A 15,386-nucleotide genomic window follows, 5' to 3' on the forward strand; every position below is an offset into this window, starting at 1 on the left:
TGCATGGGCATGACCAGTGGCGTAGCGGGCATGAGCGTGTATGGCGAAGCGGATGAGGCTGAAAGCTTAGCTACACTGCACCGCGCTCTGGAACTGGGCGTTAACCTGCTAGATACGGCTGATTTGTACGGACCCATGCTGAACGAGCGGCTAGTGGGCAAGGTTCTGGCTGGCCGCCGGCAGGACATCATCCTGGCGACCAAGTTTGGTTTTGAAGTTGATGATAACGAGCAGTATACCGGTAAGCTAAACGGCCACCCCCAGTACGCCCGCAAGTGCATCGAACGGTCGCTCAAGAATCTGGGCACTGACTACGTTGACCTGTACTACCTGCACCGCGTGGACCCACGCGTGCCCATCGAAGATTCCATTGGCGAGATGAGCCGCTTCGTGGAGGAAGGAAAAGTGCGCTACCTGGCGTGTCGGAGACGACGCCGGAGGAGCTACGCCGCGCCCATCAGGTGCACCCCATCACGGCCTTGCAAACGGAGTACTCCCTCTTCGACCGGGGCGTGGAGGAAACAGGTTCCTTGCAAGCAGCGCGCGAACTAGGCATTGGCTTCGTAGCTTATTCGCCGCTGGGGCGGGGCTTCTTGTCGGGCGACATCAAATCGCCCGACGACTTCGAGGCCAACGACTCGCGGCGCTTCTTTCCTCGCTACCAGGGCGAAAACTTCTACAAGAATTTAGAGCTAGTAGAAAAGTTACAGACCCTCGCTCAGGCGAAGGACGTGACAGCCGCCCAGCTCGCCATTGCCTGGGTACTGGCTCAAAACGTAGTTGCCATTCCTGGTACCAAGCGCCGTAAGTATTTGGAAGCCAACGTGGCAGCCGCAAGTATCACGCTTAGCCCTCAGGAGCTAGCTGAACTAGAAGCCATTATGCCGGTTGGCAGCTCAGCAGGAGCTGCTTACCCAGCAATGTTCTAAGGTGCTGCTGTGCTAGGTGCCACTCGGGTTGCTGCTACGTCCTCGTTGGGGGAGCTTCCGGCCGAAGCTGGGTAGCAACCCGGGCGGCACGAAACGCCCTAGTTAGTTAAATTGAAAACAACTTAATCACTAGCATACGCTGCCGAACTAGCCTCATATGAAACAAGCTGCCCAGGATTTTCGCGTGCTATCTACCGTAACGGACTACACCCGCTTCTATGGGCTGCCGGCGCCGGCGCATCCGTTGCTCACGGTTATTGACCTGGAAGAGGCCCGCTGCCTACCACGCGTGACAACTCCCGTCGTACAGCATCTCTATACCATTGCCCTGAAACGAGGGCTGAAAGGGAAGCTGTACTATGGGCGCCAGTCGTATGATTTTAGCGAAGGGGTGCTGTTCTTCTTGGGGCCCGACCAAGTTTTTGCCGTGGACGACACACTGGATGCCTCCGAAATAAACGGCTGGATGATTGTGTTTCACCCCGACCTGCTGCTGAAGTACCCGCTAGCCAAGAAAATAGCCACCTACGGCTTCTTTTCCTACCAGGCCAACGAAGCCTTGCACTTGTCGGCCAAGGAAGAAAGCCTGCTGGCAAGTATGTTGCACGGCATTCGGGCTGAGTATGAGCAGCCCATTGATGCCTTCAGCCAAGATGTATTGGTGTCCCAACTGGATGTGCTGCTGAGCTACGCCAACCGCTTCTATCACCGGCAGTTCCTTACCCGCCGTACGGCCGAGCACGATTTGCTAACCCGCTTTGAAGCGTTGCTTATTGCGTACTTCGCCCAAGACGCGGAACATCCGTTGCCCACCGTGCAGCACTTCGCCAATACGCTGCACGTGTCGCCCGCTTACCTGAGCGACATGCTGCGCAGCATTACGGGTCAGAATACTCAGCAGCACATTCATAATGCGCTAATCAACAAAGCCAAGCAGCTGCTACTCGGTACGTCGCTGACCATCAACGAGACAGCCTATCAACTCGGCTTCGAGTACCCGCAGTACTTCACTCGGTTGTTTAAAAGCAAAACCGGCCTGACGCCCGCTGCCTTTCGGTTCTCAGTACAGTAGACCACAAAGCCCCGGCTCCTACCCAGGAAAAGGGTAGCTGCCGGGGCTTTATGGCTTACGAAGCGCTATTCCGAGGCTGGTAGACTGCGCGTTATACCAAGCTCTAAGCCGCGTAGCTCAGCCAAGCCCCGCAGGCGGCCAATAGCAGAGTAGCCAGGGTTGGTGCGCTTGTGCAGATCGTCGAGCATTTGGTGGCCGTGGTCGGGGCGCATGGGGAGGCGCACGTGGCGTTGCTGCATCACGTGCACCAGTTCGCGCATCACGGCGTACATGTCCACGTCGCCCTCTAGGTGGTTAGCTTCGTAGAAGTTGCCGGCCTCATCACGCTGGGTGCTTCGCAGGTGGATAAAGTGAATACGCTCAGCAAACTGTCGGACCATACCAGGCAGGTCGTTGTCGGCGCGCACGCCAAAAGAGCCAGTGCAAAAGCACAAGCCGTTGCGTAGCGAGGGCACCGCCGCGGCTAGGGCCGCCACGTCGTCGGCCGTGCTTACTACCCGCGGCAAACCCAAGATGGGGTAGGGTGGGTCGTCGGGGTGAATGGCTAGGTTCACATCAACTTCCTCCGCTACGGGCACAATGGCTTGCAAAAAAAGAATCAGGTGCTGGCGCAACGTGGCAGCGTCAATGCCTTCATAGGCGTCCAGGGCCTGCTGAAACTGCTGCAACGTGAAGCTTTCCTCACTGCCGGGCAGGCCAGCAATAATGTTGCGTTGCAGCTGCATTTGCTCGGCGTCGCTCATGCTCACCAAGCGGGCCTCCGCCTCCGCCAGCTCCTGAGGGCTGTACTCCTGCGTAGCGCCCTGGCGCTTGAGCAGCAGGGCATCAAAAGCTACGAAGGCAGCTTTCTCGAACCGCAACGCTTTGGAGCCGTCTTCTACCTCGTACGCCAAATCGGTCCGCGTCCAGTCCAGCACCGGCATAAAGTTGTAGGTGACGATGTGGATGCCGCAGGCGGCTAAGTTGCGCAGACTTTGCTGGTAGTTAGCGATGTAGTGCGCAAAGTCGCCGGTGCGGGTCTTGATCTGTTCGTGCACGGGTACGCTCTCTACCACGCTCCAGGTCAGGCCCGCGGCTGCCACTTCCGCTTGGCGCTTTTGAATTTCTTCTACTGACCACACCTGCCCGTTTGGGATATGGTGCAGAGCCGTCACTACATCGGTAGCACCAGCCTGGCGAATATCGGAGAGACTAACGGGGTCGTTGGGGCCGTACCAGCGCCAGCTTTGAAGTAGGGGCATGTTGGATGGGAATGGGAAATCAGATAACTAAAGAGAGGAGGGCAGTAGCGCAACAGCTTTCATTGCGCCGTCGGCTAAGCTATACTCCGCTGTATGCATTGAAGCCACCATCAACCAGCACAGTTTCGCCGCTTACAAAGCGGGAAGCGTCGCTGAGGAGGTAGATGAGCGTGCCCGTCAGCTCCTCGGGCTCCCCAAAGCGCTGATAGGGGGTATGCGCAATAAACTTACGAGCCCGTTCGGTATGGCTACCGTCGGGGTGCACGAGGAGGGCGCGGTTTTGCTCCGTAAGGAACACTCCCGGAGCAATGGCATTCACCCGTAGGCCGCCGCCGTAGCGCAGCCCTAGCTCCACTGCCATCCATTGCGTATAGGCTTCCACGGCCTTCTTGGCCATGGTGTAGCCCAGTACCCGCGTGAGGGGGCGTTGGGCCGTTAGGCTGGAGATGTTTACAATGGAGCCTTTGCCTTGGGCTGCCATAACGCGCCCAAAAACTGTGGTGGGAACCACGGTGCCAAACAAGTTGAGGTCTACGGCCCGGCGCGTTTCCTCCAGGTTTACGTCAAATAGATCCTGATCTGGACCTACAGTAGCGCCGGGCATATTGCCACCGGCACCGTTTACGAGGCCGTCAACGGTACCCCAAGCAGCAAGAATTTTCTCGCAGGCGGCCTGCATTTGTACTTGGTCAAGCACGTCGGCTAGTACGGCTATGGCTTCTCCGCCCGCCGCCTGAATAGTGGCTACCCGCTCCGCCGCCCGGGTAGCATCGCGCCCCAGAATAGCTACTTTGGCCCCCGCCTCTGCTACGGCCAAGGACAGGGCCTCGCCCAGCACGCCAGTGGCCCCAGTAATAACAATGACTTTGCCGTGGAGAGAAAATTGATCAAGGGCAGGCATAAAAAGGGCAGGTAACGAAAGCTATGGGCGCAACTACTTGCAGCTTCCATAGGTGAGGGTAGGAAAGCCGAAGCGGTGGCCACACCACCACGGCACAAAGAAGGCCGGAAAGTACTGCCACTACTGCGGGATGCTGTGGTGCCGGCCCAGGTTTATTTCTGTAAACGATTCCGGAAAACCTTGCTGCATCACCCTCAAAGAGCTGCTCTAAAACGACTGAAGTAACTCGCGCTCAAGTGGAAATCTGCGGCGCGGGCGGCGGGCTAAGCACGGATTTTGCCGCTTTAGGCAGTAAGCCTCACCTTTGTGCTGCCGAGCACGTGCTGCGGCCCTCTTGTCCAGCGCTAAGCAATCCGTCGTTTAGGAGCATGAAACCGATCAGTTTAAAGCAGCTAGCCCAAGCCCTGAACCTGTCGTCGGCTACCGTATCACGGGCGCTCAATGATAGTCATGAGGTGTCGGCTGAAACGAAGGGGCGCGTGCTGGCGCTGGCTCGGGAGCTTAATTACGAGCCGCATCCCTTCGCCAGCAGCCTGCGGCGGCAGAAAAGCAAAACCATTGGGGTGATTCTGCCCGAGGTTGCAAATAACTTCTTCTCCCTGGCTATTGATGGGATTGAGGAAATTGCCCGCCTCAATAACTACCATGTCCTCGTGTACCTTACGCACGATGACCATAGCCGTGAGGTGGACATTGTGCAGCACTTGGCTGGCGGTAGGGCCGACGGTATTCTTCTATCAGTGGCAAGCGAAACCAATCAGTTCACCCACCTTGACTTGCTAGCTGAGCGGGGAATTCCTACCGTGTTTTTCGATCGGGTGCGGGCGGGTTCGGCCGCCGCCACCGTCACCACCGATGACCATAGGGGTGGGTACAAAGCCACTCAGCATCTTCTACAGGCCGGCTGCCGTCATATTGCTTACTTGCTAGTGTCCAATAATTTATCAATCGGGCAGAAGCGCATGCAAGGCTATCAGCACGCAATGCAGGAAGCTGGTCTTGAATACAGCCCCCACCTAGTAGTACAGGGCCAGCGCGACAAAGCGGAAAACGTGGCTCTTATCCGCCAGCTGCTGGAGGAGCACCCAGAGGTTGACGGAATTTTTGCCTCCGTGGAAAGTTTGGCCCTGAGTGCCTATGAAGCTTGCCACGAGGTAGGACGCCGCATTCCCGAGGATGTCAAGGTGGTAGGGTTTTCGAACATGGCAGCGGCTGCTCTCTTGGAACCAGGTCTTACTACCATCACGCAACCGGCCTACGAAATGGGTCGGGAGGCCGCAAAAATTCTGTTCAAAGCCATTACCAAAAACAAGCCCGTGCTGCCTGCACAAAGCTTGGAACTAGAATCTGAACTGGTAGTGCGCCGTTCTACAGAAGCGGCGCGCCTTAAACCGTAGCAGGAGTAGGCTGGGAAGGCTGGATGTGGTAGGCCTTGGCCCCTAAGAATATGCGAAACGTAGTGCCTTCGCCTTCCCGGCTGTCTACCTCAATATGGCCGCCTTGCCCGCGCACCAAGCGGTTGACCAGGAACAAGCCTACCCCAGTACCGTCACCAGCTTCGGGGTGAAACCGGCGGAACAACTGAAATAGCTCCTGTCCGTGGCGTTCCATGTTCATGCCCAAACCGTTGTCTTGCACTTCAAGTACGGCCTGGTCGTTGAGCAGGCGGGTACGCACCTGCACCTGCACGGGGCGGTCTGGGTGGCGGTACTTGAGGGCGTTGGCTAGCAGGTTGAGCAAAATGGTGCGCAGGTTACTGGGCACGTATTCTACCTCTGGCAGGGCCGCGTAGTCGGTTTCCACAGTGGCTTCGGCAGCTACTACCTGGGGGTGTAGCGTTTGAAGCACGTGAGTCGTCAAATCATCCAAAAGGACTGGTTCGGTGGCTTGCTCGCCGGGGTTACGAGCTTCCTGCACCACCGCCGCTAGGTCCGTGATGGTAGTAGTAAGAGCCCGTAAAGAATCATCAAGCAAGCGCCAGATCTGTTCTTCCTCGGGGTCGAGCACTGTGGCTGAGCGGTGCAGCTCGTCGAACAGCCCCCGTAAGTTGTGCACCGGCTGGCGTAGGTCGTGGGAAGCCGCGTACACGAAATTATCCAAATCGGCATTGGTACGCGCCAGCTGTTGGTTAGTGCCAGCCAACAGCTCATTGCGGGCACCAATTTCCTGGTTGGCCTTCAACAACAGCTCATTCTGGTGCCGAATCTGCTGGCGGGCCTCCGTGAGTTCTTCCACGGAATCTCGTAGCTGCCGGTTTACATTTTTCAGTTCCTCGTGGTAGCGGGCTACGTACTGGCGCCACTCATTTTTCTCGATGGCGTGTACCACAGTTTTGTACAGCAACTCCGGGTCGAATTGCTGCTTTACGAGGTAGTCGAGGGCTCCGCTGTTGAGTGCCTTTACGGCCAATTGCTCGTTGCCGCCGCCCGTAATCATTACCACGCACAAGCTCTCCGGCGGAGCAAGAGCCGTCAGCTCCTCCAGCAGTGCCAAGCCGTCGGTATCCTGCAAGTTGTAGTCTAGCAGAATACAATCGGGTTGTAGGGCTTGAAACTGGGCTAAGCCTTCTTCCCCAGATGAAGCCTCAAAAATTTCTATGCGCTCAGAATGCCAGGACTTACCTAGGTACCGGCGGTATAGCATACGGTCTTGCTCGTTGTCATCAACGAGTAAAATCTTTTTCACTAGGCAATCTTCTTCTCAGATGGTAGTTCTGACGCTTCCAGCCAGTAGTGCATGGCCAGACGGATTTTTTCTTCGAGAGCAGCGTACTCAATGGGCTTCGTTAGGTAGCTATTCGCCCCTAACTGGTAGCAGTCCTCAATATCGCGCGCATTTGAAGAAGTACTAAAAATAATCACGGGAATAGTTTGCAGACGTGGGTCGCGCTTTAGTGCCTCTAACACCATACGGCCATCGGTGCCGGGTAGGTTAAGGTCAAGTAGCACAATTGCCGGCAGGGTTTGGGGCCAGCCGCTGGCAGTGCCGTAGCCTAGCAGGTATTCGAGGGCCTGGTCGCCGTCCTCGCAGCGTAATACGGGATTGCGTAGTGCGTGCTTGCGAAAGGCCCGCCCCAGCGCCGTGAAATCCTCGGCACTGTCTTCCACTACCAGGATGGGTTTTAACGATGAAGTAGACACGGGGTAGGTTCTTAGGGATGTTTGGGAACGGAAAAATAAAAGGTGGCTCCTGCCCCGCGGGTTGACTCTACCCACAGGGCACCACCATGCTTCTCGACCATTTTTTTGACAATGGCCAGCCCAGCCCCGGTGCCGCCCCCATACTTTTCTTGGGAGTGCAGCCGCTTGAAAATCTTGAAGATTGTCTCGTGGTGCTTGGGGTCGATACCGATTCCATTATCTCGTACGTAAAATACGTCAAAACTGTCGGGGTTGCCACCGTTTTTTAGCTTCACCTCACCGGGCGCAGCTACGCCAATTTCCACGCGCTTGTCGGCGTTGTCGTTGTAGCGCATGGCGTTGGTCAGTAAGTTGTTAAGGACCTCTTGCATACGTACTGGGTCGCAGTAAATAGTAGGCAAAGTGCCCGCCACGGAAATGGTAGTTTGGGTTTGCTCAATCCGGGGTAGCAGCAGGTCCAGTACTTCGCTTAGAAGCTGGTTCATATCGGTAGGCGCAAGCTCCAGATCGAGGCGGCCCACGCGGGAGAGCTGAAGCAGCGACTCGATTAACCCCTCCATGCGCTGGCTCAGGCGCACCAAGGTTTGGAGTTTGCTGACGCCATCCGAATCAAGCTGCTCGGCGTAGTCTTCCAGCAAAAACAAGGAGTAGTTGTGGATGCCCCGCAGTGGTTCTTTTAGATCGTGAGAAGCCACGTACGCAAAAGAATCCAATTCGTCGTTGCTGCGCTCTAGCTCGGCATTGAGGCGGCTAAGGCTGGCGGCTCGGGCTTGCAACTCGTTGAAAATCTTGAGGCGTACATCCGAAATGTGAAGGCGGATTTCCGTGGCGGCTTCTATTTCCAAAGGGCGCCACGGGGCGGAAGTACTTTCGACAAGCTGCTTCCAAGCCTCAAACGACTGGCGGGGCGACAGGAAGATCTGACCGTCGGCCTGGGTTTCTACTTTGTCATTTTTCCCCGCCCAAGTTACTGTCTGCACCAACTCGGGTCGGAACCAGATAATGTAGTTGCCGGGTGCCTCCGCCAAGGAAATGGCCATGATGCCACTGGCCGTGGGGCGTATGGATAGGCCTTCTGGATTCAGCTGGGCGTAGGAATTCGTATAGAAAATATCCTCCGGGGCGTGCTCCTGTAGCCATTCTAGTAACTTCTTGATTTGTGGCTCAGTAGGCGTGTGGCCAAGTGTGATGATATTGCCATCAAAGCAAATTGCTGCTCCGCCGCAGTCCAACACGTCAAGGAGGTTGGGCTTGTGGCGGTATAAGCCTCCACAAAGTTGGGGTTAGTCGAAACGTGCTCAAACAGCCCACTCTGGTTCTGACGAATACGGAGCTGGTACTCCCGCTGATCGAGCTGTTCCTTGCTTTGAATGAGGGCCGAAAAGGTTTTTCCGATGAACTGGCACAGGTCGCGTAGCTCGTAGCTTACCAACTTGGGCGTGCGATGGTGGCAGGTAATCATGCCCCAGAGCTGACCATTCCGGATCAGTGAGATGGTCATGGTAGCGGCCGAACCCAGGTTGTGCAGGTAAAGCAAGTGAATGGGCGACACGCTCCGCAGCACCGAGTAAGTCATATCGGGCGGGCGGTTGGTGCCGGGGTTATTCACAGGCACGAGGGGAGAGGGCGTGTAGCGGGCGTCGGGAATAAAGCGCAGCCAGTTTTTAAGGTACATGGCCCGGGCTTGCTTCGGAATGTCGGAGGCAGGGTAGTGCAACCCCAACCACGGATCTAAGTCCTCGTGCTTGGCCTCGGCAATAATCTCCCCGCTTTCGTCTTCCCCAAACCGGTAGATAGCCACCCGGTCGAAACCCGTAATGCCGCGCACCTGCTCTACCGCGTACTGGCAAAACTCCAGCACTTGCGTAGCCGCCAGCATGTGTCCCAAGGCTTCGTTGAGAGCAGGCAGGTCTAGCGTGGGGCCACCAGATTCGGCTACGGGCTCAAACTCTAACCATAGTAATCCATCGTAACGGTGCAGAATGATCTTGTAAAAAGGCTGCCCTTCCACCTGGTCAAGACGGGCGCCTACCAGTTTGGTAGCTTCCGTGAGCGTACCCTGCAACTGAGTAATTTCCGCCACCCGCTCCGGGCTCAATAGTCGGTCGAGGGTAGTGCCCAGAAGGTCCGACGCCGGAATGCCGATGAGTGCTTGCGTATTCTCGCTGGCTTGTACTACAGTAAGGGTAGCGGGGTTCAGGCACAGTAAAAAACCATAGGGCTGTACGGCTCCGGGAATATGGATAGCTCCCGGTCGCAGTTCGTTAGGTTAATATCCTTGCCGAGCAGGCTGTCATCGGTATAGCTCATGCGTGATTAATCCAGGCGTGTAAGTGTTGAAATGTGCGGCTAGCTGATTCCACAATCTCGTCTTGATTTTCTTCGGTTGCCTCCTGAACCAACAATTGGCAAAAAGATTTCCATAGAGGACCAGTTTGGTCGCCGTAGCCGCTGAAATAAGCGCGCGTTGGTATGCCTGCTTTGGCTAGCTGCCGCGTGATTACCTGGCCGCCTAGCGTAGATCCTTCTAGCACATACATAGCTCCTAATAGTTGGGGCCATGTATTCAGGGGAGGCATGGAGGGGCACAAGGGTGGGGTAGGCATCTCAACTGGTAAATCTTGTAGGATAAGATGGGCCCGGTAGCGCTGGTCTATGTTCCAGGCGGGGCCAAAAGAATGCTGCCGTAGCCGCTGCTCATAAGGCTCCACAAATCCATACATCTTGGTTAGGAAATGTTCCGTGGCTTCGCGTGAGGGGCGCCCGGCCGTTAGCTCTTGGTTGAAGCTGTTCTCTTCCAGCGCTTCGTGGTAGGGACGAGTTTCTGTGCGCAATCGGGTTAGAATACCGGATGTAGCTGGGGGTGTAGTCATGCAACTAGGAGGGACGGGAGCGGGCAAACTAGGGTGCGTACTGCACCGCAAATACCGCGCAAATCTACTTGTAGATATTCATACATACAGCCTCAACAGTATGTACCTACATAGATATTCCTCCTAGATGTTTGCTGTATGGTTGAGCTTTCTACCTGGCTTCCTCAGTCATCCTACTAACGAGCTACTGGTATTGCTGGATAGTTAGCAGTGCAAGCAAAACAAGGATAGGAGTGATTGGACACTTCTTAGAAAGAAATGCAGTGAAGCGGCCTGATTTTCTAACGTGTTTTTTATCCGATCAACTTCAGCCACTAGTACAGTCTCAACAGCCAAGAAAGCTTAGCAAATAGAGATATTACGTGTGTACTAAGTGTATAATAAAGATGATTTTCGTTAATTGTCAGGTAAACAAGAGCTTGTTGAACTTGCATTCTCGAAAAGAGAACAGATAAATTGGGCCGGGCTACTGTTCTGGTTTTGCCATCCTGCTACTTTATGGCTGTTCGTGCAGCCACCTACTACTAGCGTCCGCTTCTTCTTTTCCACCCTCAGGTGAACTCTACCTGAGAATTTCCACCCCACTGATGACTTCCAGACGTTCGTTTCTGAAGTCGGCCTCTGTTTTCTCGGCCGGCGCATTTCTATCGCCCTCATTACTTGCGGCGCCGAAGACAAATATTGGGTTGCAGCTGTACACCGTGCGTGACGCCATGCAAAAGGATCCGGCCGGTACTTTAGCCAAAGTGGCGAAACTAGGGTACACCACCGTAGAAGGTGCTACTTATACTGGCAGCCAAAAGTTTTACGGAATGGACCTGCGGCTTTTGCCCGGCTGCTCCGGCAAATTGGCCTGATGATGCCTAGCAGCCACTACCGGCTGGGAGAAGAGCAAGACAAGGGGAGCCCCGTTCAGGGAACTATGCTCCACGGCTGGGATAAGGCCGTAGACGATGCCGCCCAGGCCGGCGTGAAGTACATGGTATGCGCTTACCTCTCGGAAGCGGAGCGCGGTGGCCTCGACCATTATAAGTATATAGCTGATCAGCTAAATAAAGCTGGAGAGCGAAGCAAGAAAGCTGGCATTCAACTCTGCTACCACAACCATGACTTTGAGTTTGCTGCTCAGAACGGGCAGCTGCCCTACGACCTCCTGCTGAGTTCTACCGACCAAGCTCTGGTGAAGATGGAACTCGATCTTTACTGGGCAACGAAAGCTGGTCATGACCCCGTCACGCTGTTTCAGAAGCACCCAGGGCGCTTCCCGCTATGGCACGTGAAGGATATGGACAACACGCCAAAGCACAATTTCACGGAGGTGGGTAGCGGCGTCATTGACTTCAAGCGCATCTTTGCCCAGTCTAGCAAAGCTGGCCTGAAGTACTTCTTTGTGGAGCAGGACCAAACTCCTGGCTCTCCTTTCGACAGTATTCAGAAGAGCATCACCCACATTAAGCGGACGTTGGTATAACCCGCTTTTGGTTTCTGGTTTTTGGCCGCTTAAGAGAGGTCTTGTGTTGAAAACTGCAAACCAAAAACTAAGAACTAGAACTGACAACCATCCCACCGAATTTCATGGAAAAGAACACGTATGACGCCATTGTCATTGGCTCCGGCATTTCGGGCGGCATGGCGGCGAAAGAGCTGACCGAGAAAGGCCTGAAAACCATTATGCTGGAGCGCGGCCGCAATATAGAGCACATCAAAGGCTACGTGAATGCCAATAAGAACCCGTGGGAATTTCCGCATCGGGGCGGCAAAACGCAGCAGATGATCAAAGACTACCCGGTACTCGGCCGCGACTATACCCTAAACGAAAGCAATTTAGAATACTGGGTTAACGAAAAGGAAAGCCCTTACAAAGAGGATAAGCCTTCGACTGGTTCCGGGGCTACCACGTGGGCGGCCGCTCCCTGATGTGGGGCCGACAGTCGTACCGACTCAGCGACTACGACTTCACGGCCAACGCCAAGGATGGTATTGCCGTGGACTGGCCGATTCGCTACGAGGACTTAGCTCCGTGGTATAGCCGCGTAGAGAAGTTTGTCGGCATCAGCGGCTCGCGCGAAAATCTGCCCCAACTTCCCGACGGCGACTTTATGCCCCCCATGGAAATGAACGTGGTGGAAAAGGACGTGGCTGCGCGCATCAAGAAAAACTACGAGCACCGCCGCATGATTATCGGGCGGACGGCCAACATCACCCAGCCCCACAACAACCGCGTGAATTGCCAGTATCGCAATAAGTGCTGGCTGGGGTGCCCATTTGGGGCCTATTATAGCACGCAGTCGGCAGCCCTGCCGGCGGCAGTAGCAACCGGCAACCTCACGCTACGGCCGTTTTCTATCGTCACCAAAATCATTTACGACAAGGACACCAAGCGTGCTAAGGGCGTGGAAGTGCTAGACGCGGAAACCAACCAAACCTACGAGTACTTCGCCAAAGTCATTTTCCTGAATGCCTCGGCCCTTAACTCGGCGTGGGTGCTGATGAACTCGGCTACCGATGTGTGGCCCGACGGCCTGGGCAGCAGCAGCGGCGAACTGGGCCACAACCTGATGGACCACCACTTCCGGGCCGGTGCGCACGGCGAAATGCCTGGTTACGAAGACAAATACGTGTATGGCCGCCGTGCCAACGGCATCTATGTTCCGCGCTACCGCAACCTGTTCGGCGACAAGCGCGACTACATCCGGGGCTTCGGCTACCAGGGCAGTGCTGGCCGCGAAGGCTGGAGCCGAGACATTGCCGAGATGAGCATCGGTGGCGATTTCAAAGACGCTCTGACCGAGCCTGGCCAATGGACCATGGGTATCACTGGCTTCGGCGAAACCCTACCTTACCACGACAACCGTACTTACCTCTCAAAAACCGAAAAGGATAAGTGGGGCTTGCCTGTTCTGGTAATGGACGCAACCATCCGCGACAACGAGCAGAAAATGCGCATCGATATGATGCAAGACGCGCAGGAGATGCTGGAAAAGGCCGGTCTGAAAAATGTAAAGACCTACAACAACGGCTACGCGCTAGGCGGCGGTATTCACGAAATGGGCACTGCTCGCATGGGTCGCGACCCCAAAACCTCGGTGCTCAACAAGTATAACCAGGTGTGGGATGCGCCCAACGTATACGTCACCGACGGCGCCGCCATGACTTCGGCCGCCTGCCAGAACCCTTCGCTCACCTACATGGCCCTTACGGCCCGCGCCGTGGATCATGCTGTGAGCGAGCTAAAAAAACAGAACGTCTAATTCCACCGACCATGAACAGAAGAGACGCAATGGCCCGGGTGGCCCTCATCATGGGCGGTGCCCTCATTGGCGGCGACTATCTGCTGAGTGGCTGCACCGCCGACACCGATAACAAGAAAGAAACAACCAAAACAAAGTCGGCCGACAAGGCCCCGCCTAAGCTGGCCGAGGTGCTCGACGCCAAGCAAATCAGCTTCCTCAATGAAGTAGGCGAAACGATTCTGCCCGCCACCAAAACGCCTGGTGCCAAGGCCGCCAACGTGGGTAGCTTTATGGCCGTGATGGTGCGCGACTGTTACCTGCCCAAGGATCAGAAGATCTTCGTGGACGGCCTGACCAAGCTCGATGAGGCAGCCAAAAAGCTGGGCGGCAAAGACTTCCTGTCCCTTGATGCCGCCCAGCGGACTAAGTTGCTCACCGCTCTCGACGCCGAGCAAAAGCAATACAGCAAAACCAAAACGCTGGAGCAGCCTAACCACTACTTCCGCATGTTCAAGGAGTTGACCCTGCTTGGCTTCTTTACCTCCGAGCCAGGCGCCACCCAAGCCCTGCGCTACACCCCCGTGCCCGGCAAATACGACGGCAACGTACCGTATAAAAAAGGCGACCGGGCCTGGGCTACCACTTGAGGTAATCAGACTAGTATGGGGCCTCACTTCCAAAGGAGGGGAGCCCTGAGCGTATCGTATACAGTTCACACAAGCCTGTATACCATCAACGACAAGTACCGCGTCTACTCAACTAGATAGTCGTTCGATTTCCTCTTCCTAGAGGAAGCTAGGGGGTAGTCCCCTGTCTGGAACGACCAACCCACAACACGTACCGCATGAAATTACGATTGGGCATGATTGGCGGTGGGCACGGCTCCTTCATCGGGGCCGTGCACCGCATGGCCGCTTCCCTTGATGGCCTGTATGAACTGGTAGCCGGCGCGTTCAGCAGCAACCCTGATACCTCCCGAGCAACCGGCCAGCACCTCGGCCTAGCTCCCGACCGGGTGTATGCTTCCTATCAAGAATTGGTGGAGCGGGAAGCCCAGCGGCCGGCTAATGAGCGGGTACAGGTTATCAGCATTGTGACGCCTAATCACTTGCACTTCGCACCCGCCAAATTAGCGTTGGAACACGGCTTTGCTGTTGTACTGGACAAGCCGATAACCTTCTCATTGGCCGAAGCCCAGGAACTGGCCGCCGTGTTGAAAGCCAGCGGCCAAAAGCTGTGTCTCACCCACACTTATACCGGCTACCCCATGCTAAAGGAGGCCCGCCACTTGTTGGCAACCGGAGCATTGGGTAGGGTGCGGAAAGTGTACGTGGAATACCCACAAGGCTGGTTGAGCACGCCCGAGGAAAGCGGCGAAAATAAACAGGCCGCCTGGCGCACCGACCCCGCTCGGAGCGGTATAGCCGGCGCTATGGGCGACATTGGTACGCATGCCTTCAACCTACTCGAATACGTAAGCGGCTTGCGCGTCACAGAGTTGTGCGCCGACATCAACACCGTAGTGCCCAACCGCCGCCTCGACGACGACGGGGCTGTACTACTCAAGCTCAGCGACGAAGCCAGCGGGGTACTAGTAGCTACCCAAGTAGCGGCCGGCGAAGAAAACAACCTGCGTCTACGTATCTATGGCGAGAAAGGAGGCCTCGACTGGCAGCAGGCCGACGCCAACACGCTGCTGGTGAAGTGGCTAGACCGGCCTACCGAAGTACGCCGCACGGGCGCATCTTACCTTAGTGCCACTGCGCTACACAATAGCCGCATTCCGCCGGGCCACCCCGAGGGCTACTTGGAGGCCTTCGCCAACCTCTACCGCAACTTCGCACTGACGTTGTTGGCAGAGCAGGGCGGCTCACCAGCCCCGCCCGAAGCCCAGGATTACCCTGGCATTGAGGAAGGACTGCGGGGCATGGCCTTTATTGAAACCGTTATTGCCTCGGGCCAGTCTGAGAAAAAGTGGACTAAATTCACCCTGTAAC

13 protein-coding genes and 2 pseudogenes are annotated in these 15,386 nt (G+C 55.9%); 8 read left to right on the forward strand and 7 right to left on the reverse strand.

Annotation, left to right across the window (positions count from 1 at the left end):
* Positions 1 to 30 precede the first annotated feature (30 nt).
* Together VI25_RS19530 and VI25_RS19535 are read left to right on the forward strand one after the other, a co-directional pair.
* Positions 31 to 929 (forward strand): annotated as a pseudogene (locus VI25_RS19530) (aldo/keto reductase).
* Positions 930 to 1,086: 157 nt separating this feature from the next.
* Entirely contained in the window at positions 1,087 to 2,001 is a 915-nt protein-coding gene (locus VI25_RS19535) for a helix-turn-helix domain-containing protein (protein ID WP_045688701.1), read from the forward strand.
* A gap of 65 nt (positions 2,002 to 2,066) precedes the next feature.
* Here the strand turns inward: VI25_RS19535 and uxuA are convergent, their stop codons facing one another.
* Both uxuA and VI25_RS19545 read right to left on the reverse strand, forming a co-directional pair.
* Positions 2,067 to 3,242: a mannonate dehydratase gene (uxuA, locus tag VI25_RS19540; RefSeq protein WP_045688700.1), complete on the reverse strand. Its 1,176-nt coding sequence runs from the start codon at positions 3,240 to 3,242 to the stop codon at positions 2,067 to 2,069.
* Positions 3,243 to 3,321: 79 nt separating this feature from the next.
* Positions 3,322 to 4,143: an SDR family oxidoreductase gene (locus VI25_RS19545; protein ID WP_055562761.1), complete on the reverse strand. Its 822-nt coding sequence runs from the start codon at positions 4,141 to 4,143 to the stop codon at positions 3,322 to 3,324.
* Positions 4,144 to 4,511: 368 nt separating this feature from the next.
* Between VI25_RS19545 and VI25_RS19550 the strand changes: the two genes are divergently transcribed.
* Positions 4,512 to 5,540 carry a LacI family DNA-binding transcriptional regulator gene (locus VI25_RS19550; protein ID WP_045690068.1) on the forward strand — a complete coding sequence of 343 codons (1,029 nt, stop codon included), beginning with the start codon at positions 4,512 to 4,514 and terminating at the stop codon, positions 5,538 to 5,540.
* Here the strand turns inward: VI25_RS19550 and VI25_RS19555 are convergent.
* The 5 genes from VI25_RS19555 to VI25_RS19575 are packed head-to-tail and all read right to left on the reverse strand — an operon-like array spanning position 5,530 to position 10,156.
* Positions 5,530 to 6,828 carry a hybrid sensor histidine kinase/response regulator gene (locus VI25_RS19555; protein WP_052695510.1) on the reverse strand — a complete coding sequence of 433 codons (1,299 nt, stop codon included), beginning with the start codon at positions 6,826 to 6,828 and terminating at the stop codon, positions 5,530 to 5,532. The two genes, VI25_RS19550 and VI25_RS19555, sit on opposite strands and share 11 nt — an antisense overlap.
* A complete protein-coding gene (locus VI25_RS19560) occupies positions 6,828 to 7,283 on the reverse strand; it encodes a response regulator (protein WP_045690069.1) in 456 nt (151 codons plus the stop codon). The genes VI25_RS19555 and VI25_RS19560 overlap by 1 nt, the downstream gene beginning before the upstream one ends.
* An 11-nt stretch (positions 7,284 to 7,294) precedes the next feature.
* Positions 7,295 to 8,518 carry a sensor histidine kinase gene (locus tag VI25_RS24290; protein WP_082455713.1) on the reverse strand — a complete coding sequence of 408 codons (1,224 nt, stop codon included), beginning with the start codon at positions 8,516 to 8,518 and terminating at the stop codon, positions 7,295 to 7,297.
* On the reverse strand, positions 8,425 to 9,543 hold the full coding sequence (locus VI25_RS24295) for a GAF domain-containing protein (protein WP_316934382.1): 1,119 nt from the start codon (positions 9,541 to 9,543) through the stop codon (positions 8,425 to 8,427). Before VI25_RS24295 ends, VI25_RS24290 begins: the two co-directional genes overlap by 94 nt.
* 46 nt (positions 9,544 to 9,589) lie before the next feature.
* On the reverse strand, positions 9,590 to 10,156 hold the full coding sequence (locus VI25_RS19575; protein ID WP_045690070.1) for a biliverdin-producing heme oxygenase: 567 nt from the start codon (positions 10,154 to 10,156) through the stop codon (positions 9,590 to 9,592).
* A 587-nt stretch (positions 10,157 to 10,743) separates the two neighbouring features.
* On the opposite strand from VI25_RS19575, the gene VI25_RS27230 reads away from it, so the two are divergent.
* The 5 genes and pseudogenes from VI25_RS27230 to VI25_RS19595 all read left to right on the forward strand — a co-directional run bounded on the left by VI25_RS27230 (position 10,744) and on the right by VI25_RS19595 (position 15,385).
* Entirely contained in the window at positions 10,744 to 11,013 is a 270-nt protein-coding gene (locus VI25_RS27230) for a hypothetical protein (RefSeq protein ID WP_236705143.1), read from the forward strand.
* Positions 11,013 to 11,627 carry a sugar phosphate isomerase/epimerase family protein gene (locus tag VI25_RS19580; protein ID WP_236705144.1) on the forward strand — a complete coding sequence of 205 codons (615 nt, stop codon included), beginning with the start codon at positions 11,013 to 11,015 and terminating at the stop codon, positions 11,625 to 11,627. Before VI25_RS27230 ends, VI25_RS19580 begins: the two co-directional genes overlap by 1 nt.
* Before the next feature lie 104 nt (positions 11,628 to 11,731).
* Positions 11,732 to 13,407 (forward strand): annotated as a pseudogene (locus VI25_RS19585) (GMC oxidoreductase).
* Between the two features lie 11 nt (positions 13,408 to 13,418).
* A complete protein-coding gene (locus VI25_RS19590) occupies positions 13,419 to 14,036 on the forward strand; it encodes a gluconate 2-dehydrogenase subunit 3 family protein (protein WP_045690071.1) in 618 nt (205 codons plus the stop codon).
* Positions 14,037 to 14,233: 197 nt separating this feature from the next.
* Entirely contained in the window at positions 14,234 to 15,385 is a 1,152-nt protein-coding gene (locus tag VI25_RS19595) for a Gfo/Idh/MocA family protein (RefSeq protein ID WP_201783341.1), read from the forward strand.
* The last annotated feature ends 1 nt before the right edge of the window (position 15,386 follow it).

Source organism: Hymenobacter sp. AT01-02 (genome assembly GCF_000961955.2).
In the GTDB taxonomy this organism is placed as follows: Bacteria; Bacteroidota; Bacteroidia; order Cytophagales; family Hymenobacteraceae; genus Hymenobacter; species Hymenobacter mucosus.

Coding starts and splice junctions, on each gene's coding strand:
- VI25_RS19535 (WP_045688701.1), top strand. CDS start 1,087: ATGAAACAAGCTGCCCAGGATTTTCGCGTGCTATCTACCGTAACGGAC.
- VI25_RS19595 (WP_201783341.1), top strand. CDS start 14,234: ATGAAATTACGATTGGGCATGATTGGCGGTGGGCACGGCTCCTTCATC.
- VI25_RS27230 (WP_236705143.1), top strand. CDS start 10,744: ATGACTTCCAGACGTTCGTTTCTGAAGTCGGCCTCTGTTTTCTCGGCC.
- VI25_RS19550 (WP_045690068.1), top strand. CDS start 4,512: ATGAAACCGATCAGTTTAAAGCAGCTAGCCCAAGCCCTGAACCTGTCG.
- VI25_RS19575 (WP_045690070.1), bottom strand. CDS start 10,156: ATGACTACACCCCCAGCTACATCCGGTATTCTAACCCGATTGCGCACA.
- VI25_RS19580 (WP_236705144.1), top strand. CDS start 11,013: ATGATGCCTAGCAGCCACTACCGGCTGGGAGAAGAGCAAGACAAGGGG.
- VI25_RS19590 (WP_045690071.1), top strand. CDS start 13,419: ATGAACAGAAGAGACGCAATGGCCCGGGTGGCCCTCATCATGGGCGGT.
- VI25_RS19545 (WP_055562761.1), bottom strand. CDS start 4,143: ATGCCTGCCCTTGATCAATTTTCTCTCCACGGCAAAGTCATTGTTATT.
- uxuA (WP_045688700.1), bottom strand. CDS start 3,242: ATGCCCCTACTTCAAAGCTGGCGCTGGTACGGCCCCAACGACCCCGTT.